The organism is Streptacidiphilus albus JL83 (assembly GCF_000744705.1).
GTDB classification, from domain to species: domain Bacteria; phylum Actinomycetota; class Actinomycetes; order Streptomycetales; family Streptomycetaceae; genus Streptacidiphilus; species Streptacidiphilus albus.
The window spans coordinates 7,998,802-8,021,369 of record NZ_JQML01000001.1 but is presented as its reverse complement, the minus strand read 5'-3'; the positions used below and the strand labels follow the sequence as shown (position 1 = coordinate 8,021,369).

At 71.5% G+C, this 22,568-nt stretch carries 24 protein-coding genes; 14 read left to right on the top strand and 10 right to left on the bottom strand.

The window, feature by feature from the left end:
- Positions 1 to 20: 20 nt before the first annotated feature.
- The 5 genes from BS75_RS34830 to BS75_RS34810 all read right to left on the bottom strand — a co-directional run bounded on the left by BS75_RS34830 (position 21) and on the right by BS75_RS34810 (position 4,804).
- A complete protein-coding gene (locus BS75_RS34830; RefSeq protein WP_034094393.1) occupies positions 21 to 1,049 on the bottom strand; it encodes a LacI family DNA-binding transcriptional regulator in 1,029 nt (342 codons plus the stop codon).
- A gap of 176 nt (positions 1,050 to 1,225) precedes the next feature.
- Complete coding sequence (locus tag BS75_RS34825) at positions 1,226 to 1,900, bottom strand: response regulator transcription factor (protein ID WP_269330728.1); 675 nt, start codon at positions 1,898 to 1,900, stop codon at positions 1,226 to 1,228.
- Entirely contained in the window at positions 1,897 to 3,096 is a 1,200-nt protein-coding gene (locus tag BS75_RS45170; protein ID WP_052070084.1) for a sensor histidine kinase, read from the bottom strand. The genes BS75_RS34825 and BS75_RS45170 overlap by 4 nt, the downstream gene beginning before the upstream one ends.
- The gene (locus BS75_RS34815) at positions 3,093 to 3,959 is read right to left on the bottom strand and encodes an ABC transporter permease (protein ID WP_231607986.1); all 867 of its coding nucleotides are present in this window, start codon (positions 3,957 to 3,959) and stop codon (positions 3,093 to 3,095) included. Before BS75_RS34815 ends, BS75_RS45170 begins: the two co-directional genes overlap by 4 nt.
- On the bottom strand, positions 3,956 to 4,804 hold the full coding sequence (locus tag BS75_RS34810) for an ABC transporter ATP-binding protein (protein WP_034091071.1): 849 nt from the start codon (positions 4,802 to 4,804) through the stop codon (positions 3,956 to 3,958). The genes BS75_RS34815 and BS75_RS34810 overlap by 4 nt, the downstream gene beginning before the upstream one ends.
- Positions 4,805 to 5,074: 270 nt before the next feature.
- Between BS75_RS34810 and BS75_RS45165 the strand changes: the two genes are divergently transcribed.
- From BS75_RS45165 to BS75_RS47240, 8 genes are all read left to right on the top strand, one after another.
- Positions 5,075 to 6,169, top strand: a complete 1,095-nt coding sequence (locus BS75_RS45165) for a hypothetical protein (protein WP_052070082.1) — start codon at positions 5,075 to 5,077, stop codon at positions 6,167 to 6,169.
- A 112-nt stretch (positions 6,170 to 6,281) separates the two neighbouring features.
- On the top strand, positions 6,282 to 6,953 hold the full coding sequence (locus tag BS75_RS34800; RefSeq protein WP_081982939.1) for an RNA polymerase sigma factor: 672 nt from the start codon (positions 6,282 to 6,284) through the stop codon (positions 6,951 to 6,953).
- On the top strand, positions 6,950 to 7,726 hold the full coding sequence (locus BS75_RS34795) for a hypothetical protein (protein WP_034091070.1): 777 nt from the start codon (positions 6,950 to 6,952) through the stop codon (positions 7,724 to 7,726). Before BS75_RS34800 ends, BS75_RS34795 begins: the two co-directional genes overlap by 4 nt.
- A gap of 101 nt (positions 7,727 to 7,827) precedes the next feature.
- Positions 7,828 to 8,412: a G/U mismatch-specific DNA glycosylase gene (mug, locus tag BS75_RS34790; RefSeq protein WP_042437159.1), complete on the top strand. Its 585-nt coding sequence runs from the start codon at positions 7,828 to 7,830 to the stop codon at positions 8,410 to 8,412.
- A gap of 411 nt (positions 8,413 to 8,823) precedes the next feature.
- Positions 8,824 to 8,949: a hypothetical protein gene (locus BS75_RS51715; protein ID WP_267970414.1), complete on the top strand. Its 126-nt coding sequence runs from the start codon at positions 8,824 to 8,826 to the stop codon at positions 8,947 to 8,949.
- Positions 8,946 to 9,485 carry a DUF6879 family protein gene (locus BS75_RS34780; protein WP_034091069.1) on the top strand — a complete coding sequence of 180 codons (540 nt, stop codon included), beginning with the start codon at positions 8,946 to 8,948 and terminating at the stop codon, positions 9,483 to 9,485. Before BS75_RS51715 ends, BS75_RS34780 begins: the two co-directional genes overlap by 4 nt.
- On the top strand, positions 9,478 to 10,317 hold the full coding sequence (locus BS75_RS34775; protein ID WP_231607984.1) for a helix-turn-helix domain-containing protein: 840 nt from the start codon (positions 9,478 to 9,480) through the stop codon (positions 10,315 to 10,317). The genes BS75_RS34780 and BS75_RS34775 overlap by 8 nt, the downstream gene beginning before the upstream one ends.
- A gap of 135 nt (positions 10,318 to 10,452) precedes the next feature.
- The gene (locus BS75_RS47240) at positions 10,453 to 10,743 is read left to right on the top strand and encodes a hypothetical protein (RefSeq protein WP_197091990.1); all 291 of its coding nucleotides are present in this window, start codon (positions 10,453 to 10,455) and stop codon (positions 10,741 to 10,743) included.
- Here BS75_RS47240 and BS75_RS34770 read toward each other — a convergent pair.
- Positions 10,730 to 11,854, bottom strand: a complete 1,125-nt coding sequence (locus tag BS75_RS34770; protein WP_034091067.1) for a Scr1 family TA system antitoxin-like transcriptional regulator — start codon at positions 11,852 to 11,854, stop codon at positions 10,730 to 10,732. The genes BS75_RS47240 and BS75_RS34770 overlap by 14 nt on opposite strands.
- 194 nt (positions 11,855 to 12,048) lie before the next feature.
- Here BS75_RS34770 and BS75_RS34765 point away from each other — a divergent pair, with 194 nt between their 5' ends.
- A complete protein-coding gene (locus BS75_RS34765; protein WP_034091066.1) occupies positions 12,049 to 12,336 on the top strand; it encodes a hypothetical protein in 288 nt (95 codons plus the stop codon).
- Positions 12,337 to 12,577: 241 nt separating this feature from the next.
- On the opposite strand, the gene BS75_RS34760 is transcribed toward BS75_RS34765, so the two are convergent.
- From BS75_RS34760 to BS75_RS34750, 3 genes are all read right to left on the bottom strand, one after another.
- Complete coding sequence (locus BS75_RS34760; RefSeq protein ID WP_034091065.1) at positions 12,578 to 13,390, bottom strand: heavy metal-binding domain-containing protein; 813 nt, start codon at positions 13,388 to 13,390, stop codon at positions 12,578 to 12,580.
- 96 nt (positions 13,391 to 13,486) lie between these two features.
- Positions 13,487 to 14,197: a response regulator transcription factor gene (locus tag BS75_RS34755; RefSeq protein WP_034091064.1), complete on the bottom strand. Its 711-nt coding sequence runs from the start codon at positions 14,195 to 14,197 to the stop codon at positions 13,487 to 13,489.
- Positions 14,194 to 15,381, bottom strand: coding sequence for a sensor histidine kinase (locus tag BS75_RS34750; protein ID WP_152645642.1), 1,188 nt, complete (start codon positions 15,379 to 15,381; stop codon positions 14,194 to 14,196). The genes BS75_RS34755 and BS75_RS34750 overlap by 4 nt, the downstream gene beginning before the upstream one ends.
- 182 nt (positions 15,382 to 15,563) lie before the next feature.
- Between BS75_RS34750 and BS75_RS34745 the strand changes: the two genes are divergently transcribed.
- From BS75_RS34745 to meaB, 5 genes are all read left to right on the top strand, one after another.
- A complete protein-coding gene (locus BS75_RS34745) occupies positions 15,564 to 16,100 on the top strand; it encodes a hypothetical protein (protein WP_042437111.1) in 537 nt (178 codons plus the stop codon).
- A 268-nt stretch (positions 16,101 to 16,368) separates the two neighbouring features.
- Positions 16,369 to 17,040 carry a zinc ribbon domain-containing protein gene (locus BS75_RS34740; RefSeq protein WP_034091063.1) on the top strand — a complete coding sequence of 224 codons (672 nt, stop codon included), beginning with the start codon at positions 16,369 to 16,371 and terminating at the stop codon, positions 17,038 to 17,040.
- Between the two features lie 144 nt (positions 17,041 to 17,184).
- Positions 17,185 to 19,053, top strand: a complete 1,869-nt coding sequence (locus BS75_RS34735) for a methylmalonyl-CoA mutase subunit beta (protein WP_034091062.1) — start codon at positions 17,185 to 17,187, stop codon at positions 19,051 to 19,053.
- On the top strand, positions 19,050 to 21,323 hold the full coding sequence (scpA, locus tag BS75_RS34730) for a methylmalonyl-CoA mutase (RefSeq protein ID WP_034091061.1): 2,274 nt from the start codon (positions 19,050 to 19,052) through the stop codon (positions 21,321 to 21,323). Before BS75_RS34735 ends, scpA begins: the two co-directional genes overlap by 4 nt.
- Entirely contained in the window at positions 21,323 to 22,306 is a 984-nt protein-coding gene (gene meaB, locus BS75_RS34725; RefSeq protein ID WP_034091060.1) for a methylmalonyl Co-A mutase-associated GTPase MeaB, read from the top strand. The genes scpA and meaB overlap by 1 nt, the downstream gene beginning before the upstream one ends.
- Before the next feature lie 19 nt (positions 22,307 to 22,325).
- On the opposite strand, the gene BS75_RS51710 is transcribed toward meaB, so the two are convergent.
- Positions 22,326 to 22,451: a hypothetical protein gene (locus tag BS75_RS51710; RefSeq protein ID WP_269330727.1), complete on the bottom strand. Its 126-nt coding sequence runs from the start codon at positions 22,449 to 22,451 to the stop codon at positions 22,326 to 22,328.
- Positions 22,452 to 22,568 lie beyond the last annotated feature (117 nt).

Below are 22,568 nucleotides of genomic sequence, written 5' to 3'. Positions count from 1 at the left end.
CAGGCCGCGAAGGCCCCGGCTCAGCTGGACGAGCGGACGACCAGCCGGGCCGGGGTCACCACCGGGCGCATCGCGGCGGCCTCCGCCGACCTCCCGGTGAACACCAGCTCCAACCGGGTGAGCAGCAGTCTGGCCATCAGGCTGCCCATCCCCTCGATGTCCTGACGGACCGTCGTCAGCGTGGGCCCGCCCCAGAGCTCCGGGGTCTCCACGTCGTCGAAGCCGACCAGGGCGACGTCCTCCGGCACCCGTCGGCCGTGGGCGCGCAGCGCGGTGAGCGCGCCCGAGGCCATCAGGTCCGAGCAGACGAAGACCCCGTCCAGGTCCGGTCGGCGGGCGAGCAGCTCCTCCATCGCCCGCCGGCCGCCGACCGCGCTGAAGTCGCCCTCGGCGACCAGCAGCGGATCGGCGCCGGGCAGCACCGCGCGGTAGCCGCGCAGCCGGTCCAGCGCCGAGGTCTGGTCCAGCGGCCCGGTGATCACCGCGATCCGCTCCCGGCCCCGGTCGACCAGGTGCCCGACGGCGGTGCGGGCGCCGCCGAAGTTGTCGGCGTCGACGTAGAGCACCCCGTCGGTGTCGGGGTGCTCCTCGGTCCCGACCCAGCCGGGGCGGCCGCCGAAGACGGTGGGCAGTCCGAGCCGGTCCACGATCGCGGGCAGCGGGTCGTCGTTGTGCAGCGAGAAGATCAGCGAGCCGTCCACGTGCCCGGCCGCGAGGTACGCGCCGACCTGGGCGTAGTCGCCGGTGTCGGCGATCAGCAGCAGCACCAGCTGCACCCCGGCGGCGGACAGCTCCTTGCTGATGCCGCGCAGCTGCCGGGCGAAGAACGGGTCGGTGAAGACCCGGCTCTCGGGCTCGGCCACCACCACGGCCACGGCGTTGTGACGCCGGGTCATCAGGGTCCGCGCGGCCGGGTTGGGCACGTAGCCGAGCTCGTCGACGGCCTGCCGGACCCGGGTCTGGACCTCGGCCCTGACCCCGGTCCCGCCGTTGACCACCCGCGAGACCGTCGCCCGGGACACCCCGGCCAGCTGGGCGACCTGTTGCAGCGTCGGCCGGGCCGGCGTCCCGTTCCCGCCCCGCCGGACGGAGGCGCTCCCGCCCGCCCGGCTGTCGTCGGTGACTCGGCGTTCGGCCACCCACCCCTCCTTCGCGGCTGATTCCACGTCCACGGAACCGGCTCAGCGTACACAGCGGAACCGGCCCGGCGGGACGGAGATCGCGGTCAGGCCGGGGGCAGCAGCCCGCCGCGCATCGCGGCGGTGACGGCGGCGGTCCGGTCGTCGACGCCCAGCTTCTGGAAGATCCGGATCAGATGGGTCTTCACCGTGGCCTCGCTGATGAACAGTTCCCGGCCGATGTCGGCGTTGGTGCGCCCCTCCCCCACCAGCGCCAGCACCTGGGTCTCCCGCGCCGTCAGCGGCTGCTGCACCGGAGCCGGCGTCCGCATCCGGGTCAGCAGGATGGCCGCGGCGGCGGGCGCCAGCACCGTCTCGCCGCGGGCCGCCGCCCGTACCGCGTCCGCGAGTTCGCGCCGGGGCGTGTCCTTGAGCAGGTAGCCGCTGGCGCCGGCCTCGACCGCGCGGACGATGTCGCCGTCGGTGTCGTAGGTGGTCAGCACCAGCACCCTGACCTGCGGCAGCTCCCGGCTGATCCGGGCGGTCGCGGTCGCCCCGTCCGTCCCCGGCATCCGCAGGTCCATCAGCACCACGTCCGGCAGCAGTTCGCGGGCCAGGACCACGGCGGCGTCGCCGTCCGCCGCCTCGCCGACGATGTCGAGGTCCTCCTCGGCGGCCAGCATCCCGGCCAGTCCGGCCCGGACCACGGGGTGGTCGTCCGCCAGCAGCAGCCTGATCCGGCGCACGGGCGACTCTTCGGCGGTCGGCTCTGCGGCACTCACGGGATCTCCACTCGCACGGTGGTGCCCGCCCCTGGGGCACTCTGGACCTCCAGGGTGCCCGACACCTGCTCCACCCGGGCGCGCATCCCGCGCAGCCCGAACGAGCCGTCGCCGGACTCGGCCGTGAACCCCGTTCCGTCGTCGCTGACCTCCAGCAGCACGCTGCGCTCGCGGTAGTGCAGCCGGACGTCCACGCTCGCGGCGGCGGCGTGCTTGCGGACATTGGCCAGCGACTCCTGGGTCGCCCGCACCAGCACCACCTGGACGTCGGCCGGAAGCTCGCGCGGGGTGCCGAGGATCCGCGCCTCGGCGGCGATCCCCAGCTCCTCGCCGATCCGGGCCGTGACCCGGGTGATCGCCTGGTCCAGCGGCATCCCCTGGAGCGCGGCCGGGGCCAGCGCGGCGACCAGCGAGCGGGCCTCCGCCAGGCTCTCCCTGGCGGTGCGCTCGGCCAGCGCCAACCGCTCGTGGGTGGTCGCCGGGTCCTTCTCGACGGTGCTGTCGGCGGCCTGGATGATCATCAGCAGGCTGGTGAAGCCCTGGGCGAGGGTGTCGTGGATCTCGTGCGACAGCCGCTCCCGCTCCGCCAGCACCCCGGCCTGCCGGTGGGCCTCGTCCCGCTCGGCACTGACCACCTCCAGCTGCCGGATCAGCTCGCCCCGGCGCTCGGCCTCACGCATCATCAGCTGGGTGAAGACCCCCATGATCAGGCTGATCAGCAGCGCCGAGAGGACCGCGGCCAGCGCGCCGACCAGGCTGTCGTGGTGCAGCGCCACCGCGATCGAGCCGGCCGCGAGGCCGAGCAGCAGCGGCAGCCGCGTCCGTCCGTTCCGGGTCACCGCGAAGACGTGCGGGAAGACCACGTAGAGGATCAGCAGTCCGTTCGGGTCCAGATAGCCGAGTCCCAGGGTGGCCGGCAGGGCGACCACCAGGTAGCCGATCCGGTGGTAGCCGCCCTCCTGCCACAGACCGGCCCGGAAGGGACCCGCGTAGGCCACGCAGATGGCGGCGAGCAGGACGTACGCGAGGACCGGCGCCCGGTCCGCGACCAGGCAGGCCAGGACGACCGCGGCCATCAGGGCGAAGCAGCCGTGCCACAGGAACCAGAGGTTGCGCTCCCAGCGCCGCTCCTCCGCCCGGAAGCCCGCGCCGGTCTCCCGGGTGGTGCTGCGGTCTCCCGCGCCGTCGTCACTCATCCGTCGTTCCGACCCTTCCAGCGGAACGTGGTCAGGCACAGCACCAGCCCCGCGACCGCCCACAGGCCCAGGACCAGGGCGGTCCGGCCGGGCTCCCAGTTTCCCGCAGGCTCCATCCTGGCGTACGCCTCGGGCAGCAGCGCGGAGCGCATGCCCTGGCAGATCCACTTCAGTGGGAAGAAGGAGGCGGCGACCTGCAGCCCCTTGGGCAGCTGGCTGAAGATCACGAACACCCCGGAGATGAACTGGAGCACCATCATCGGCAGCATCACCACCGCGCCGGAGTCCGCGCTGCGGACCAGGTTGCTGTAGGCGATGCCGAGCATCGAGCAGCCGGCCACGCCCAGGGCGTAGACCCAGGCGAAGGTGAGCCAGTGCCCGGCGTCCACCGGCAGCCGCACCCCGAAGCAGAGCCGCCCGACGAGCAGCAGCACGGCCGCCTGGCCGAGGCTGGACACCAGCACGCACAGCATCTTGCCGATGAAGTACGCGGACTTCGGCAGCGGCGTGCCGCGCAGCCGCTTCAGCGTGCCGTTCTGCCGCTCGCCGGCGATCTGCAGCGACAGGCTCTGCAGGCTGCTGCCCATGATCCCGACGCCCAGCATCCCGGTGGTGAAGATCTGCTGGGTGGTGACGCCCCCGTCGCCGTAGCTGCCGTGGTAGATGCCGGACAGCAGGAGCAGCATCACCACCGGCATCGAGAAGGTGAAGAACATCTGGCCCCGGCTGCGGAAGAACTGGCGGGTCTCCAGCAGGCCCCGGGAGAGCCCGAGGCGCAGGACGGACGGCGCGGCGGCGCGGGGTGCGGCGGTCTGGCGCGGTCCCGGGGCGGTGCTGGTGCCGGTGGTCGTGGTGATGGTCACGGCTGCTCTCCGATCATGGTCAGGTAGATGTCCTCCAGGCTGGGGCGGCGGACCACCAGGCCCGGCACCTCGCCGCCGAAGCGGGCCGACAGCTCCAGCACCGTCCGGGTCGGGTCGGCGACCCGGACCTCGGTCGGCCCCTCCGGGCCGGTCCAGCCCACGGTGGCCATGGCGACCTGCCGTCCGCCCAGCCGGGCGGGGGTGTCGACGTCGACCAGCCGGCCCTTGCTGACCACCCCGACCCGGTCCGCCAGGTGCTCGGCCTCGTCGAGGTAGTGGGTGGTGAGCAGCACGGTGGTGCCCTCGTCCCGCAGGCCCGCGACCAGGTCCCAGAACTGTCGGCGGACCTCCGGGTCGAAACCGGTGGTGGGCTCGTCCAGGAACAGCAGCTCGGGGTTGCCGAGGATGCCGAGGGCGACGTCGAGCCGGCGGCGCTGCCCGCCGGAGAGCTTGCCGGTACGGGTGTGGCGCTTGTCGGTGAGGCCGACCGCGCCGATGACCTGGTCCAGGTCGCGCGGGGCGCGGTAGTAGCGGGCGAACTCACGGAGCACTTCCTCGACCGTCACCAGGTCGAAGTCGCCGCTCTTCTGGAGCACGATCCCGATCCGCTGCCGCCAGTCGGCGCCGGCCCGGTCCGGGTCGGTCCCGAGCACGCTCAGCTCCCCGGCGTCGCGGTTGCGGTAGCCCTCAAGGATCTCGGTGACGGTGGTCTTGCCGGCCCCGTTGGGGCCGAGCAGGGCGAAGATCTCGCCGTGCTGGATGTCGAGGTCGACATGGTCGACGGCGATGACGTCCTGGTAGGTCTTCCGCAGCCCTCGGGCCCGGATGGCGGTGTCGTTCGGCATGTCTCAAGCCTGCGGCGGCGGAGGGGTCCGGCATGAGCGGCGTTCGGTTGAACCCCGGCGTCAACCGAACGGTGGACGCCGGGTCGGCGGACCGGCGGACCGGCGGACCAGGGGACCGACGGACCGGCGGACCAAGAGACCGGCGGACCGAGGGGTTCCGCCGGGCTGTGGGTGAACCACCGACTTGCCCTGACTCCCCTGTGAAGATCAGGATATGACGAATGATCGGGCACATCGGCTCGATCACCGCCGGCACTTGGGGGAACTGGCATGGCAGGCAAGGCACGTACGGCCGCACTGGCGGCATCGGTGGTCCTCGGGGCGGTGCTGCCGATGACGGCGGCCGCCCCGGCGAACGCGGCGGCGGTGACCTGTGCGAACGGCAGTTGGCTCGCGCAGTACTACGCGAACACCTGGCTGGGGGGAACCGCGCGGAAGACCCGCTGCGAGGGCGCCTCGCTGAACTACAACTGGGGCGCCGGCCACCCGGCCGGGATCGCCCTGTCGAACGGGCACTTCTCCGCGCGCTGGACGATGAAGCGCGACTTCGGCGGCGGCGGCCCGATCGCCTTCAACGTCTCCGGCGAGGACGGCCTGCGGCTGTACGTCGACGGCGTGCGCCGGGTCAACCTGTGGAGCGACGTGAAGCGCGACCACGGCGCCGGGTTCACCCTGAACCTCACCCCGGGCGTCCACACGGTCCAACTGGACTACTCCGTCTACCAGGGCCGAGCGGACGTCCGGCTCGGCTACGCCCCTGCGGCCTACGACACGGTCGCCCCGAACGCGGTGGCCGGGTTCAAGGCGGCACACTTCCCCGAGGAGGCGGACAACCGGGTCGGCCTCAGCTGGACCCCGAACGTCGAGATGGACCTGGCGGGTTACCGCATCTACCGGGGCACCCAGAGCTGGAACGCCTACGCGCCGGCCAACCTGGTGGCCACGCTGAGTCCGCTGGCCCGCAGCTGGGTCGACGCGTCCGGGGCCTTCACCTACGCGCCCAACAGCTCGTACGCGATCGTCGCGTACGACACCAGCGGCAATGTCAGCCCGGTGACGCCGGCCCTGCTGAAGCCGGTGAACTACACCCCGCCGGGGGCGCCGAACCACTTCCAGCTGTTCGGCTACTCCGGGAACGAGACCATCGACTGGGACGGAGCCGGGAGCGGCGAGTACGACGTCTACCGCTCGACCTCCCCGAACGGCCCCTTCACCCTGCTCGCCAGTACGGACATGGCCGGGTACACCGACGCCAGCGGCTCACCGACCGTCGCCTACTACTATCGGGTCGACGAGACGGACATCTACCGGAACACCTCACCGCTCAGCGCGGTCGTCGGCCCGACCGCGATCGAGACCCCGTGACCGGGACCCCCTGATCGAGACCGCCTGACCGAGACCGCCTGACCGACGCCGTTGCCGTGCCCCTGTGATGCAGGTCACGGCAACGGCGGTGCCGAGTCGGACAGGGCAAGGCATGAGCATTTCGATACGCGCCGGGGTACGGGCCGGCAGTCCGGCAGCGTTCGGGCAGATCTTCGAGGAGCACGGCCGCGCCGTCCACCGGTACGCGGTGCGGGTCACCGGGGACTGGGCCACCGCCGAGGACGTGGTCTCGCTGACCTTCCTGGAGGCCTGGCGGCTGCGGGCGAGGGTGGAGCCCGAAGGCGGGAGCCTGCGGCCGTGGCTGCTGGGCATCGCCACCAACGTCCTGCGCAACACCCGCCGCGCCGCCCGCCGCCACGCCAATGCCGTGGCGCAGCTGCCCCCGCCCGAGGTGGTGCCGGACTTCGCCGACGAACTGGCCGGCCGCATCGCCGACGCCGCGCAGCTCGCCGCCGCCAAGGCCGCGCTGGAGCAGCTGCGCCCGGCCGAGCGGGAGGTCTTCGCGCTGTGCGTCTGGGAGGGCCTGGACCACGCGGCGGTCGCCGAGGCCCTGGGCAAGCCGGTCGGCACCATCCGCTCCCGGCTCTCCCGCGCCCGCAAGCGGCTGCAGGCACTCACCGAGAAGCAACTGGCGGCGACCGCCTCTGCCTCTGCCGCTGCCTCCTCCGCCGCCCAGGGAGACCTGCAACGCCGCGCGGCCCGCGGACAGGTACTGGATGACTGCGCTTCCGCAGCCACGACGCTCAGGGAGAGCCACCGATGAACGCCACCCCCCAGCCCCGGTCCGAGCAGGCCGAGCGGGAGGTACTGGCCCGGCTGCTGCCGGCCGCGGCCGACCCGGACCTCTCCCCCAGCCGGCACCTCCTGCTGAAGGAACACCTGATGAAGACCGTGGCCGAGCACAACCAGCCCGCCCCTGCGAAGCGTCCGCGCAGCCGCCGCGCCCTGGCCCTGCGGATCGCGATCCCGGCCGGTCTGGCCGCCGTCGGCGTCGCCATCGCCTCGCTGACCGGCCACTCCGTCAGCGCCTCCCCACAGGCCTCCCCCCAGGCCTCCGGCCCCGCCGCCACGGTCGGCACCATCTCCGCCGTCGGCTACACCCTGCAGAGCAGCAACCATGTGGTGACGCTGGCCGTCGTCAACGCCGAGAGCAAGATCGACCTCGCCGGCCTCCAGCACAACCTGGACCGACTGGGCATCCGCGCCCATGTCTACGCCGGCGACCCCGGCTGCGGCAACGGCATCAGCGTCGTCAACAACGGCCCCGCCCTCAAGGGCCTGCCCGACGCCCCCGCCGCCGACTACAAGCAGGCCGGGCTGACCTTCACCGACCGGGGCCGGAGCACCCTGCTTGAGGTCAACCCCGAGGGGATCCCCGCCGGAGACACCCTCTACCTCTACTTCCCCCTCGCCCGGACCTCCCCCGGCAACACCTTCCGCGACTGGCAGTCCGGACTGCTGCGCGGCACCGTTCCCACCTGCCTGCCGGCCCAGAGCTACACCAACCCCCTTGCGGCCCAGGAGAACCAGGGCTGAGTCCCCGCAGCCGGCGTTGCCATCGGCGGAGCGGCAGGGCTTGAGCGATCATGTCAGCCTCGCGTCACGCCGCCGGGGCGCCGGACTGCCAGACTTGGCAGGTGCGGAAAACCACCAACACCACCAACACCGGTCCCAGCCTCCGGCCGAGCGCCGAGCAACTGGCCCTGGCGCATGACACGACCATCGCGGACGTCAGTGGGCCAGGGCTTCGGGTGCTCTTCTGCGGCATCAACCCCGGCCTGTGGTCCGGCGCGACCGGCCACCACTTCGCCCGCCCCGGCAACCGCTTCTGGCCGGCCCTGCACAGGTCCGGGTTCACCCCCCGGCAGTTCCGCCCCGAGGAGCAGGGGGAACTGCTCGCGCTCGGCCTGGGGATCACCAATGTCGTCGCCCGCGCCACTGCCAAGGCCGACGAGCTGACGGCCGACGAGTTCCGCGAGGGCGGCCGGGCACTCGCCGAACGGGTCGCCCTGCTGCGCCCCAGGGCCCTGGCCGTGCTGGGGATCGGCGCCTACCGGACCGCCTTCGGCCGGCCGCGCGCGTCGGTCGGCCGACAGGAGGAGCCGTTGGGCGACGTCGCGGTCTGGGTCCTGCCCAATCCGAGCGGCCTGAACGCGCACTACACCCTCGACGGCATCGCCGAGGAGTTCCGCAAGCTGCGGGAGGCCACGAGCCAAAGTTGATCTTTCCAGGGGGTCATCTGGCAGATCAGAGGGCCATTTGGGCACCCCCCACTATCCCCTCGGAGACATGGCGGGCCGAGCGAGCTCATCGGTAAGCTCAGTGACGAATTGATCTTCCTCGTCGGCCTGTCTGGCCTGCCCCCGGGACACCCCGAAGGCAGCACGTCGGACCAAATATGATCATGGCTGGTTCGGATCGCTTTTGAAGACCCGGGGGGACGCGCCCTTGACTCCTGGGAACAGCCGCAAGCACGATGCGGAGCGCGAATCTTTCTCGAACCTTCAATCAGGGAGTGCCCATGCGCGCACGAATCCTTGGCAAGGACCCGGAGTCCCAGGAAGGCAACTCGCCTACCCTGTTCGCCACCGACCGCACCGACCGCAAGACCTATCCTCGCTCAGGGGTGGAAGGTGGTTGACCCGCAGGCGCTCGCCGACGTCGGCCCGGTGCCGGACCACGAGACGCTGGTCGAGATCCCCGAAGAAGTGCTCAAGTTCTACGCCCGCCGCTACATGGAGCAGGAGGGAGACCACTGAGCCTCATCGTCGGAGCTGAATTCGGTCAGCTCTTTCGCACCTTCGAGCACACGGCATTCCGGCTGGAAACGCGGGACCAATACAAGTCCCCCCACGAGTCGGCCGCTCTCCGTCAGTTCGTCGCAGGCGAGCCCGTAGAACTGGGTTGGTTCCAGAACTGGTTGGACATGATCCGTGATGCGTCGTCCAAGGGGCGTCGCATCTCCCGCGTGCGCGTGGTGAGTATGCCGCTGACCGACTACAGCCGCTTCGGTCTGTACTGTTCCCAGCACACCAACGCGGCGGGCGAAGACATTCGGTACCTGCCCCGTGGTGAAGTGGCCGAACTGCCGGACTATGACTACTGGCTGTTCGACTCGCGCAAGCTGGTGCGGATGCACTTCGATGATGACGAGAACTTCTTGGGCGGTGAAATCATCGAAGACCCCGCCGTGATCGTGGAGCACAACTACTGGCGTGATGCCGCCTGGCACTACGCTGTACGACGGGATGACTTTGCCACCGATGAGAACCACGGACGTAGCGAGCGTGCGTGAGGCACGTCTCGCCCTCGGTCAACGACTCCGCGAGCTACGCCAGCAGGCCAACCTGACCGGGCGACAGCTTGCGGAGTCGTTGGCATGGCCGGCCTCCAAGATCTCCAAGTTGGAGAACGGCCACCAGACGCCGACCGATGAAGACATCCGAGGCTGGACTCGGGAGACGGGCAGCGAGGCGACGGCCGATGCCCTCCTGGCCTCGCTGCACACGCTTGAGAGCCAGCACTCCGAGTGGCAACGGCAGATCAAAACCGGTCTCAAGAAGCACCAGCAAGACCTCATTGGGCTTGATGCAAAAACCCGTTTCTACCGTGCGTTCGAGGCGACCTTTATCCCCGGGCTTCTCCAGACCGCCGACTACGCCCGAGCACGCTTCGCCCAAAGCATCACCGTGTTCAAGGTGCGCAACGACATCAACGAAGCAGTCGCAGAGCGCGTACGACGCCAGGAGGTCTTGTACCGCAGTGACAAGCGGTTCCACTTCATTCTTACGGAAGCCGCACTGCGCTATAAGCTCTGCGCTCCAGACGTGATGCTCGGTCAGCTTGACCGGCTGATCTCATTTGCCGCACTGCCGAACGTGAAGCTCGGCATCATCGGTTTCGAGACGGCATACGTGGTTGCACCCGCTCATGGATTCTGGCTCCTGGACAACGACCTGGTGATGGTCGAGACCTTCTCTGCGGAGTTGAACCTTGCCCAGCCGCAAGAGGTCGAGCTGTACGGCAGCGTCTTCGACCAGCTCGCCGCCGTCGCCAGCTATGGCCGGGCAGCTCGAACGATCATCACCCGCGTGATCGATGATCTCGCGCCGGAGGATGACTCCTGATTTCGACTCCCTTGTATCGATCGTGGAGTTGCTAGAAATACCGAGAAACTTTCTGTCCTGATACGTCCATGGGCCCTACTCTCCTTTTCAGGACGGCAAACCGCGTCCATCCCCTCGGGATCTTGGGAGAACTATGTGCCCACGTTCGTACCGCTGCTCAGCAGTGATCAGATTGCCCGCTTACCCGAACGAGCCCGTGAAGTGGTCGAGTACCGCAAGAGCGGACTCAGCCTGAACCACGTCCAGGGATGCCCCCTGGACTGCGCCTACTGCATCCGGCACACCTACGGTCTGTGGGACCAGCGCCAACCGCGTGCACTCATGACCGACGCTCAGGAACAGCCGGACGTGACGCCGGTGCAGTTGCTCAACCGGGCAGCCGATCCGTTCGGTCCAACTCGTTCTGAAACGATCAGCAAAGGGTGACGTACTGCTCGCCGAAGGCGAAGGCCGGGTCGTGGGACTTGATCGCGTCCACGAAGGAGGCGAACGCAGCCGTGGTGAACGGCAGGATCGGGGTGGACGCGCCGAGCGTGGTGTCGACGACCGGCACCAGCCCGGAGCCGAGGTGCGTCCGCGAGGCCCCGACGCAGCCACCGTTGCCGTCAGTGGAGTGGCTGGACTTGAAGACCTTCAGGTCCGCGTAGGCGATGGACTTGAGAGGGCTCATGTCAGCGTAGTGACCGACTGGTTCGGGCTTGGACATGTTGACCATTTCTCCCAAGGTGCGGCGAAACAGAGTTCGAGACTCGGTCACGGAGAGCGACAAGAACCTCATCCGATCATAGCGTCCGCTGTGCTTGCGCACTTCGTCCCGCTCGTCGGTGCAATAGCCACGATCCAGGGCCTCGGAGTAGAACCAGCGTGCACCCCTTGGGAGTTCAAGGAAAGCCATAAGGCTCGACGTCGCCGCCGGATGCGCGCGACCGAAGGGGAACACCTGGATCGCAACGTTGCGCCGCTGCGAAAGCTGTAAGAGGTGCGCCAGCTGACCTGGGCCGAGTAGGGGGTTGCTCACGATTCGACGCAGCACCGACTCGTCCATGATGACCAGCAACTGCAGCGGGTCCGCCCCGAACAGTCGCTCCTGACGCTCCAGTCGCGCCTCCGTCAGCTCGGAGACCCGCGAAGGGCTATGACCCCACTGCTCGAACTGGTCCCTCATGACTGCCTCTGTCTGCAACATGCCTGACAGCATGTAGGGAGTCCACTCACACATACGTAGGGCCTTGGCCTCCATTCCCCGGTAGAAGCGGAACCAGTCCGGGTGATAGTCAGTCACCTCCCGCCGTTGATATTCCAGGGTGCGCAGCAGCACCCCGCCCGTGTGCAGGACTTCGTCCAGCTGCACCGCGACCTGCGGGCCGGCGGCCTTCGTTCCCCGCTCCAGGTCGCTGATCCAGGACTGGTCGCAGTGGATCGCCGCCGCCAACTGGGCCTGGGTGAGGCCGGCGGCCCTCCGCCAGGTTCGCAGTTCCTCGCCCCAGAGCTCAGTAGCTCGGCGGCCGGCGTCCTGCTCGGGCTTGCGACGTGCCATGCGCTGCCTCCACGACTTATGACCTACCTGCAACTGCCATAAGGACTTTCTTGGTTGCCGTCCTGTCACGGCGCGACACTCGATCGGGAGCGTATTCAGGAGATGCCCCGCCGGCGGCCGAATCATGCTGAAGCCCTGCCGGGCCCGATTCCGCCTGCCTTTCAGTTCCCTTTTGCAGAAGGAGAATTCAGACCATGACCCAGCATTCCGAAGGAAGCAGCCGGTCGGAGACGGACCCCGAGCAGTCGGCGTACGGGGCGCGGATCCGGTTCCTCGCGGCGATGGGGCTGCTCGGGTTCGACGTGCCCTCGGGCGCGGTGCAGCGGTCGGCGCGGGGCGAGTGGGGGGTTCGGATCGGGGTGGTCGAGCCGGCCGCGCTCGACCAGGTGTCGCAGCTGCTGGAGACGCACCACCGCGCCCGCCGCCCGGCCGACGACGTGCCGGTGGCTGCCGCCTCGGGCGAGCAGGGGCGGACGGAATGACCGCTGCCGACGGCCCGACGGGCAGGACCGGGCGGATGACCTTACGGGTCTACCGCGTGGACCGGGCGACGGGCGCACGCACGGAGTTGCCGGTCACGCGCTCGGAAGGCAGCCCGCGCAGCCTGCGTGCCGCCTTCCCCCCGTGCCGCTGCCTCCGCTGCGCGGATGCTGCGGACGCCTGCCGTCCCGACAGCAGCGCCGCCCACGGCCCGAGGCCCCGATCTCCAGCGGAACTTGATGGCTAGCCGTTGAGGGGCATGGTCAGCGTGGGCTGGACCGGGGCCGCGTCGGGGCGGATCCGGCTGACGGCCGTGCCCGTGGCGAAGAACTCGATGCCGTGCTCGCCCCAGTACTGGAAGTCGTCGACCCGGGTGCCGACGATGCCGTCCGCGCCCATCTGCTGGCCCTCGTACTGCATCCGGGCCATCGCCAACTCCCGTGCGTCGTAGAGGGCCTGGGTGAAGATCGGCAGCTCGGCGTTCTGGCCGACCTGGGACATGGTCTGCCGGAGCGACTGGTGCGCGACGTGGTAGACGCAGTTGCCCAGCACCAGCCGGCGCGGCAGCCAGCCGTGCTGCCACAGGGTCCAGAAGTCCTGGCCGGACAGGTTGGTGGTGAACGGCCGCCCGTCCGGGGCGCGGTAGCCCCGGCCGTCGGTGGCGCGGACGGCCGTGCCGACGGCGACGTACTCGATGACCTCGCCGAGGAAGGCGTAGTTCATCGGCCGCAGCACGACGCCGACCACGCCGTCCGCGCCGAGCTGCGCCGCCTCGGCCTCCATCCGGCTCATCGCCAGTTCGCGCACGTTGTACATGGCCTGGGTCAGCACGCCCAGCTCCTGGCTGACCTTCCAGCCGGCCGTCTGTATGCCGACGTGGTAGACGCTGGTGCCCATCACCATGCCCAGCGGTTCGAAGCCGGCCTGGGTCACCAGGACGAATTCGTTGACGGACAGGTCGGAGGTGAAGCAGGGGCGGCCGGCCCGGGAGCCGTCCAGCCGTCCGCGTGCGATCTCCGAGACCTGGACGGGAGCGGGGCCGGGCTTTGCGCTCATGGGGAGCCTCCTGCTGGGAACCGAGCCGGCGAACCGGCGACACGACCGCGCGATCGTAGCGCCGGCGCCGGTCGCCGTGGACGGCGGGCATCCCGCTCAGGACGTCGGCCGGGCGAGGCCGTGGGTGAAGGCGTAGCGCATGGCCTGGGCGCGGTCGCGGGATCCGGTCTTCATGAAGATCCGGTTGACGTGCGTCTTGACCGTCGCCTCGCTGACGAAGAGGGTCCTGGCGATCTCGCGGTTGGTCTGGCCGGCTGCGATCAGCACCAGCACCTCGGCCTCGCGCGGGGTGAGCTCGGTGTCGCCCGCAGCCTCGGCGGCCTGGGCGGCTTGGCCGGGCACCGCCGGGGACGGGACCCCGCGTACGGCGGCGGACAGCAGCCGCTGCTGGACGCCCGGGTCCAGCACGGCCTGCCCGGCCGCTGCGGCCAGCACCGCCCGTCCGATCTCCGCCCTGGTGGCGTCCTTGGTCAGGTAGCCGAGCGCCCCCGCCTGGAGCGCGCCGATGATGGACTCGTCGTCGGCGTAGGTGGTGAGCACCACGACCCGGGTGTCGGGGTGGGCCCCGGTGATCCGCCGGGTGGCCTCCGCCCCGCCGCAGCCGGGCATGTTCAGGTCCATGAGCACGACCTGCGGGTGCACCGCCGCGACCAGCTCCACCGCGCTCTCGCCGTCGGCCGCCTGGCCGGTCACGGTGATGCCGGAGAGCGTGCCGAGCAGCAGCACCAGCCCCTCGCGCACGGCGGACTGGTCGTCCACGACGATCACGCCCACCGGATCCGAACCATCGACGCTCTCGCTGCTCATGCCGGAATTCTGAGGCATACCCGCCACTCGCCGTCGACCGGCCCCGCCACCAGCGTGCCCCCGCCCAGCGCGGCGCGCTCCCGCAGGCCGGTGAGCCCGTAGCCGGCGCCGCTGGCGGACAGCGGTCCGCCGGCGCCGACCGGCGGTAGCGGGTTGGCGACCCGGACCGCGATCGCGGTCGGCGTGAATTCGAGCTCCAGGCGCACCGGCTGGCCGGGGGCGTGCTTCCGGGCGTTGGTCAGCGCCTCCTGCGCGGTCCGGTAGGCGGCGAGCCCCGCCTCGGTGGGGACCGGCCGGGGTGAGCCGGTGACGCCGAAGTCGACCGCCTCACCGTCCGCGTGCCGCTCCTCGGCCAGCGTCGAGACCTGGTCGAGGAGCGGGGTGGCGTCGTCGCGCAGTGCCACGATCGCCTGCCGGGCCTCGACCAGCCCCTGCCTGGTGAACGCCCCGGCCCGGCCGACGCACTCGATCGCCTTGGCCAGCTCGGGGCTCCCGGACGGGAGTTCGCCGAGCAGCCCCTCCGCGGCCTGGAGGTTCACCGAGACCGCCGCGAGCGAATGGGCGAGCACGTCGTGGATCTCCCGGGCGATCCTGGCCCGCTCGGCGAGCGCGGCCGCCTGCGTCTCGGCCGCGTGCGCCCGGCGGGCCTCCACCAGCGTCCGCTCGGCCTGCATCGCCCGGAGCAGGTAGGCGTGCCGGGTCCGGCCGAATGCCCACAGCCCGGCGAAGCCGAGCGGGTAGCCGAGCAGCACCATGGTGGGCGTTCCGACCGCCAGGCCCGCCGACAGGAAGGAGGCCACGGTCGCCGCCGTGATGGCGATCGAGGTCTCGGCCGGGAGCCGGACGGCGGCGGAGGAGGTGACCACGCAGCCGACCGCGACGGCGGTGCTGAACGGGGACAGCCCGGCGAGGGCGCCCGAGGCCACCCCCATCACCGCCAGCGACGCGATCATCGGCCGCTCGCGTTCCTGGACGAGCAGCCAGACGATCCCGCTGACGACGGACACCGCGAGGGTGACGGCGACGGCGGTGCCGCGGGCGCCGACCCCCAGGTGCGGTTCGGCGAGCGGAACCGTGCCGAGCACGACGACCAGCACCAGGATCCGGATGGAGTAGAGCGTTGCGGGCATGCCCGGATTGCCGACGACCACGGAATCCCAGCGGGCAGTGAGTGAGGGGGACACGGTCCCACGGTATCCGGCACGCCCGCCGACCGGGCAGGACCGCCGGGTTGACCCCGGGTGGAGACGGGCGCGTCAACCCGGGGTCAAGCCGTGGACGGACGTGCCGGCCGGGGCCCGCTCCCTAGCTTTGACCAGGAAGGCGACACCGCCTCGGCCCGCCCCACCTCGTCCAGGAGTTCGTCATGACCGCCAGTGTGCTGATCCCCAACCTCGTCATCCTCGTCATGGTGCTGGCCTCCGACCTCGGCCGCCGCAAGGTCGGCCTGCTGCGGCTGGCCCGGCCGTTCATCGCGGCAGCGGTGATCATCCCGTTCTACCTCAAGTCCATGGCCACGTCGGGCAACGGCCTGGCGCTCGAAGTCGCGGCCTCCGCTGCGGGGTTGGTCCTGGGCGTGGTCGCCGCCGCGCTGATGCGGGTCGGCCGCGACGAGCAGACGGGCACGGCCGTCTCGACGGCCGGCCTGCCGTACGGGCTGATCTGGGTGGCGGTCATCGGCGCCCGCATCTACTTCGCCTACGGCGCGAACCACGTCTTCAGCGCGCAGCTCGGGCGCTGGATGATGAACAACCAGATCGGCGTGGGGGCGCTCACCGACGCCCTGATCTTCCTGTCGGTGGCGATGCTGCTGGCCCGCACCGGGGCGCTCGCCGCCAAGGCGCGTCGGGTCACCGAGCGGCAGCCGGCCCAGGCGCCCGCCCCGGTCGCCACCGGCCGGTGACGGCTCTCGTACATGACAGAACATCAATTCGCCGACGAAGCACCGTCCCCGGCCGTACGACTGCCGGGGGCGGTTTCCCTTTCGCCGGCCCGGCGGCCTGCGGGAACCGGCATAACAGTTCGGAATTGATCCATCGCGGAACTCTCGTAGCTGTCACTTCGCTGTGTCACGCTATGCCCGGACGGAGGCGCCATCTGGCACACCCACACCGTCCCTTCCCTTTCCGACCGGCTGGGACCACCCCGGGGGCACGCGCAGCATGGACAGCATGGACAGCGGCAACAGCAGCGAGATCCACTTCAGCAACAACCACCGCGACCTGTCCGAGCAGTACGGGACCGGCGCCGGCTTCCAGTTCGAGTTCTCCTGCCAGCGGTGCAACGACACCTGGCGCTCCCCCTTCCAGCCGTACACCAGCGGCCGGATGGCCGGTTGGCTCGACAAGGCGGCCGGGACCGCCTGGGGCGTGCTCGGCCGGACCGGCAGCGAGGCCAGCACCGCGATCAACGGGCTGGTCGGCGCCAACTGGGGCCCGTCCCGGGACGCCGCCTTCAAGCGGGCGATAGCCGAGGCCTCCGGCCACTTCAACCGCTGCGCGCGCTGCACCAGCCATGTCTGCGGCAGTTGCTGGAACGCGGCCCAGGGCCTGTGCCTGGTCTGCGCCCCGGACACCGCGGCCGAGGTCGCGGCGGCCCGGCAGCGCGGGCTGAACGACGTGGCCGCCCAGCGGGCCTACTCCGTCGGCGAGACCCGGGCGCAGGCGGTGGACGTCGAGTCGGCGCAGCAGCTGGTCTGCCCCGAGTGCCGGGCCGAGACCCACGGCTCCCGGTTCTGCCCCGGCTGCGGCCACCGGCTCGCGGCACCGGACAGCTGCACGGGCTGCCAGGCCGAGCTGCCCCCGTCCGCCGCCTTCTGCCCCGACTGCGGCACCCGCCGCTGAGGCTTTCCTCCGGCTTTGTCCCGGCTTCCCGCACGCCAACGGGCGCCCTGCGGTGACACTCCGTAGGGCGCCGAGTGCAAAGAGGCCAAGGTCACAGTCGTGCCATGCTGCTGATCTACGTCGGCGCGCGCTAACTTTCCCTTCATGACGGCACCCCCCGAAGGGCTCCCGCTCGCCGCCGACTTCCCGGACGCGAGCCGCGAGCAATGGCAGCGCCTGGTCGAAGGCGTCCTCCGCAAGTCCGCTTCCGGAGTCCTCGACGAGCAGGTCACCGGCGCGCGCGCCGAGGACGCCCTGAGCACCGCGCTCCAGGACGGGCTCCGGGCCCGTCCGCTCTACACGGCCGAGGACGCGCCGGCCGGGGACGGCCGCGGCGTCGACCCCGGCTACCCGGGCCTGCCGCCGTTCGTGCGCGGCGGCCGGGCCCAGGGCTCGTCCGTGGACGGGTGGGACGTCCGGCAGCGGCACGCCGACCCGGACCCGGTGCGGGCCAACGAGGCGGTGCTCGCCGACCTGGAGCACGGCGTCACCTCCCTCTGGCTGACCCTGGGTCGGGCCGGGCTGCCGGTCGCCGACCTGCCGCAGGCCCTGCGCGGCGTGTACCTGGACCTGGCCTCGGTCGTGCTGGACCCCGGGGCGGAGTTCCCGGCCGCCGCCGAGGAGTTGTTCGCGCTGTACGCCGAGCGCGGGGTCGCCGCCGGCGACGCCCGGGGCGGCCTGGGCGCGGACCCGCTGGGGCTGCTGGCCCGTACCGGCAGCGGCGAGGAACTGCTGCCGGAGGCCGCCGCGCTGGCGCTGCGCTGCGACCGCGACTGGCCCGGCGTCCGGGCGCTGACGGTGGACGCCACGATCTACCACGAGGCCGGCGCCTCGCCCGCCGAGGAGCTGGGCTGCGCGCTGGCGACGGCGGTGGCGTACCTGCGCCGGCTGACCGCCTCGGGGCTGTCCGCCGACGCGGCCGCCGCCCAGCTGGAGTTCCGCTACGCGGCCACCGCCGACCAGTTCCTGACGATCGCCAAGCTGCGCGCGGCGCGCCGGCTGTGGGCCCGGGTCGCCCGGGTCAGCGGCGTCTCCGACGCCAATGCCGCGCAGCGGCAGCACGCGGTGAGCTCGGCCGTGATGATGACCGCCCGCGACCCGTGGGTGAACATGCTGCGGACCACGCTGGCCTGCATGGCCGCCGGGGTCGGCGGCGCGGACGCGGTGACCGTGCTGCCCTTCGACGCGGAGCTCGGCCTGCCCGACGCCTTCGCCCGGCGGATCGCCCGCAACACCCAGTCGGTGCTGCTGGAGGAGTCCCACCTGGCCCGGGTGATCGACCCGGCCGGCGGCTCCTGGTACGTCGAGGAGTTGACGGACGAGCTGGCGCACGCCGCCTGGAGCTGGTTCCAGGAGATCGAGCGGGCCGGCGGCCAACTCGCGGCGCTGCAGTCCGGGTTGGTCCGGGACCGGATCGCCGGGACCTGGGCGCAGCGCGAGGCCGACCTGGCGCACCGCCGGGAGCCGATCACCGGCGTGAGCGAGTTCCCGAACCTCGGCGAGCGGCTGCCGGTGCGCGAGCCGGCTCCGGCCGCGCTCGGCGGCGGGCTGCCGCAGGTGCGCAGCTCGGCGGTGTACGAGGCGCTGCGGGCCCGTTCGGACGCGCAGCTGGCGGCGACCGGCGAGCGGCCGAGGGTCTACCTGGCGACGCTGGGTCCGGCCGCCGCGCACACCGGGCGCTCCTCCTTCGCGGCGAACCTGTTCGCGGCGGGCGGCCTGGAGCCGGTGTCGGGCAGCGGCGCGGCGGGCTTCGCCGGGAGCGGCGCGACCGTCGCCTGCCTCTGCTCCAGCGACGCGCTCTACGCCGAGCAGGCGCACGACGCGGCGGCGGAGCTGCGCGCTGCGGGCGCGACCCGGGTGCTGCTGGCGGGCCGGCCGGGTGCGTGGGCCGGTGTCGACGGGTATGTGTTCATGGGGTGCGACGCCGTCGAGGTGCTGACGTCCGCCCTGGACGAGAGCGGAGTGGCGCGATGACCCCGGACACGGATCCCAGCGTGATCCCCGACTTCAGTGAGATCGCCCTGGTGGGCGACCACGGCGACGAGGGCCGGGGCGGCACCGCGACCGAAGGGCAGTGGCGGCAGGCCTGGCGGCAGGAGACCGGCAAGGACGCCGCCGAGCAGGTCTGGGAGACCCCGGAGGGCATCGCGGTCAAGCCGCTGTACACCGCCGAGGACCTGGCGGACGTGGACTTCCTGTCCACCTACCCCGGCATCGCCCCGTACCTGCGCGGGCCGTACCCGACGATGTACGTCAACCAGCCGTGGACGGTCCGGCAGTACGCCGGTTTCTCCACCGCGGAGGAGTCCAACGCCTTCTACCGCCGCAACCTGGCGGCCGGGCAGAAGGGCCTGTCGGTCGCCTTCGACCTGCCGACCCACCGCGGCTACGACAGCGACCACCCCAGGGTCACCGGGGACGTCGGCATGGCGGGCGTGGCCATCGACTCCATCTACGACATGCGGCAGCTCTTCGACGGCATCCCGCTGGACCGGATGTCGGTGTCGATGACCATGAACGGCGCGGTGCTGCCGGTCCTGGCGCTGTACATCGTCGCGGCCGAGGAGCAGGGGGTGCCCCCGGAGAAGCTGGCGGGGACCATCCAGAACGACATCCTCAAGGAGTTCATGGTCCGCAACACCTACATCTACCCGCCGCAGCCCTCGATGCGGATCATCTCCGACATCTTCGCGTACACATCGAAGAAGATGCCGCGCTACAACTCGATCTCCATCTCCGGCTACCACATCCAGGAGGCCGGGGCCACGGCCGACCTGGAGCTGGCCTACACCCTGGCCGACGGCGTCGAGTACCTGCGGGCCGGGCTCGCGGCCGGGATGGACGTGGACTCCTTCGCGCCCCGGCTGTCGTTCTTCTGGGCGATCGGGATGAACTTCTTCATGGAGGTCGCCAAGCTGCGCGCGGCCCGGCTGCTCTGGGCCAAGCTGGTGCGGGAGTTCGGCCCGAAGAATCCCAAGTCGCTGTCGCTGCGCACCCATTCGCAGACCTCGGGCTGGTCGCTGACGGCGCAGGACGTCTTCAACAACGTCACCCGCACCTGCATCGAGGCGATGGCCGCGACCCAGGGCCACACCCAGTCGCTGCACACCAACGCGCTGGACGAGGCGCTGGCACTGCCGACCGACTTCTCCGCCCGGATCGCCCGCAACACCCAGCTGCTGCTGCAGCAGGAGTCCGGCACCTGCCGGGTGATCGACCCCTGGGGCGGCAGCGCCTACGTGGAGAAGCTGACCCACGACCTGGCGACCCGCGCCTGGCAGCACATCCAGGAGGTCGAGGCGGCCGGCGGCATGGCCAAGGCCATCGACGCGGGCATCCCCAAGCTGCGGATCGAGGAGGCGGCGGCCCGCACCCAGGCCCGGATCGACTCGGGCCGGCAGCCGGTCATCGGCGTCAACAAGTACCGGGTGGCGACGGACGAGCAGATCGACGTCCTCAAGGTCGACAACTCCTCGGTGCGGGCGCAGCAGGTCGAGAAGCTGAAGCGGCTGCGGGCCGAGCGCGACGAGGAGGCCTGCCAGGCCGCGCTGCGCGCGCTCACCGCCTCCGCCCGCGCCGGCGCGTCGGGTGAGGGACTCGAAGGCAACCTGCTGGCGCTGGCCGTCGACGCGGCCCGCGCGATGGCCACGGTCGGCGAGATCTCGGACGCCCTGGAGGAGGTCTACGGCCGCCACGCCGGGCAGATCCGTACCATCACCGGTGTGTACCGCGACGAGGCAGGAGCGTCCAGCGCCATGCAGCAGACCCGCGCGCTGGTCGAGGCGTTCGAGGAGGCGGAGGGACGGCGTCCGCGCATCCTGGTCGCCAAGATGGGCCAGGACGGCCACGACCGGGGCCAGAAGGTGATCGCCACCGGCTTCGCCGACCTGGGCTTCGACGTCGACGTCGGCCCGCTGTTCCAGACCCCGGCCGAGGTCGCCCGGCAGGCGGTGGAGGCCGACGTGCACATCGTCGGCGTCTCCTCGCTCGCCGCCGGTCACCTCACCCTGGTGCCCGCGCTGCGGCACGAGCTGGCCGAGGCCGGACGCGAGGACATCACCATCGTCGTCGGCGGGGTCATCCCCCCGCAGGACTTCGAGGCCCTGTACGAGGCCGGCGCCGCCGCGGTCTTCCCCCCGGGCACGGTGATCCCGGAGGCCGCCGGGGACCTGCTGCGCAAGCTGGCCGCGCAGCTCGGCCACCCGGACCCCGGCCAGTCGGGCCCCGGCACCGAAGGGGTCTGATGCCACCGCGCGCCATCGACCTCGACGCGTACGTGAAGGGGGTGCTCGACGGCTCCCGCGCGACCATCGCGCGGGCGATCACCCTGGTCGAGTCCACCCGCGCCGACCACCGGGCGCTGGCCCAGCAGCTGCTGGTCCGGCTGCTGCCGCAGGCCGGCAACGCGGTGCGGATCGGCATCACCGGCGTGCCCGGAGTCGGTAAGTCGACCTTCATCGACAGCCTCGGCACCATGCTCACCGGGCAGGGCCACCGGGTCGCGGTGCTCGCCGTCGACCCGTCCTCCACCCGGACCGGCGGCTCCATCCTGGGCGACAAGACCCGGATGGAGCGGCTGGCCGTCGACCCCGCCGCCTTCGTCCGCCCCTCCCCCACCTCCGGCACCCTCGGCGGCGTCGCCAAGGCGACCCGGGAGAGCATGGTGGTGATGGAGGCGGCCGGCTACGACGTGGTGCTGGTGGAGACCGTCGGCGTCGGCCAGTCCGAGACCACGGTCGCCAACATGGTCGACTCCTTCCTGCTGCTGACCCTCGCCCGCACCGGCGACCAGCTCCAGGGCATCAAGAAGGGCGTGCTGGAACTCGCCGACCTGGTCGCCGTCAACAAGGCCGACGGCGCCCACGAGTTGGACGCCCGCTCCGCCGCCCGCGAACTCGCCGGCGCGCTGCGCCTGCTGCGCGCCCCCGAGGCCGCCTGGACGCCCCCGGTGCTGACCTGCAGCGGACGCGAGGGCCTGGGGCTGGACGTGCTCTGGGAGCGGCTCCAGCAGCACCGCGCCCTGCTCGACGCCGACGGCTCGCTCGCCGCCAAGCGCCGCGACCAGCAGGTCGACTGGACCTGGGCGATGGTCCACGACCAGCTACTGGCCCGACTCCACCAGCACCCCGACGTCCGGCAGTTGGCACCCGAGCTCGAACGCCGGGTCCGGGCCGGCACGCTGACGGCGAGCCTGGCCGCGGAGCAGTTGCTGGCCGCGTTCGGCTGACCGCCCCGGGGGCGGGCGTTCAGCCGGGGAGGAAGTCGGCGCTCCACCGGGCCGGGTTGCCGTCCACGCAGACGCTCAGGCCGTTGGCGGTCCTGCAGCACGAGGCCGTCCCGGGCCACGGGCCCTGCTCGGCCAGTAGGAGCACGGCAGGATTCCGAACCTGTCCTGAGAATCAGGACAGGTTCGGAATCCTGCCGACGCGGCGGAAAACGAGTCAGGCCCCGGTGAAGGGGCCTGACTCGTCCGCGGTGGGACGCGGACG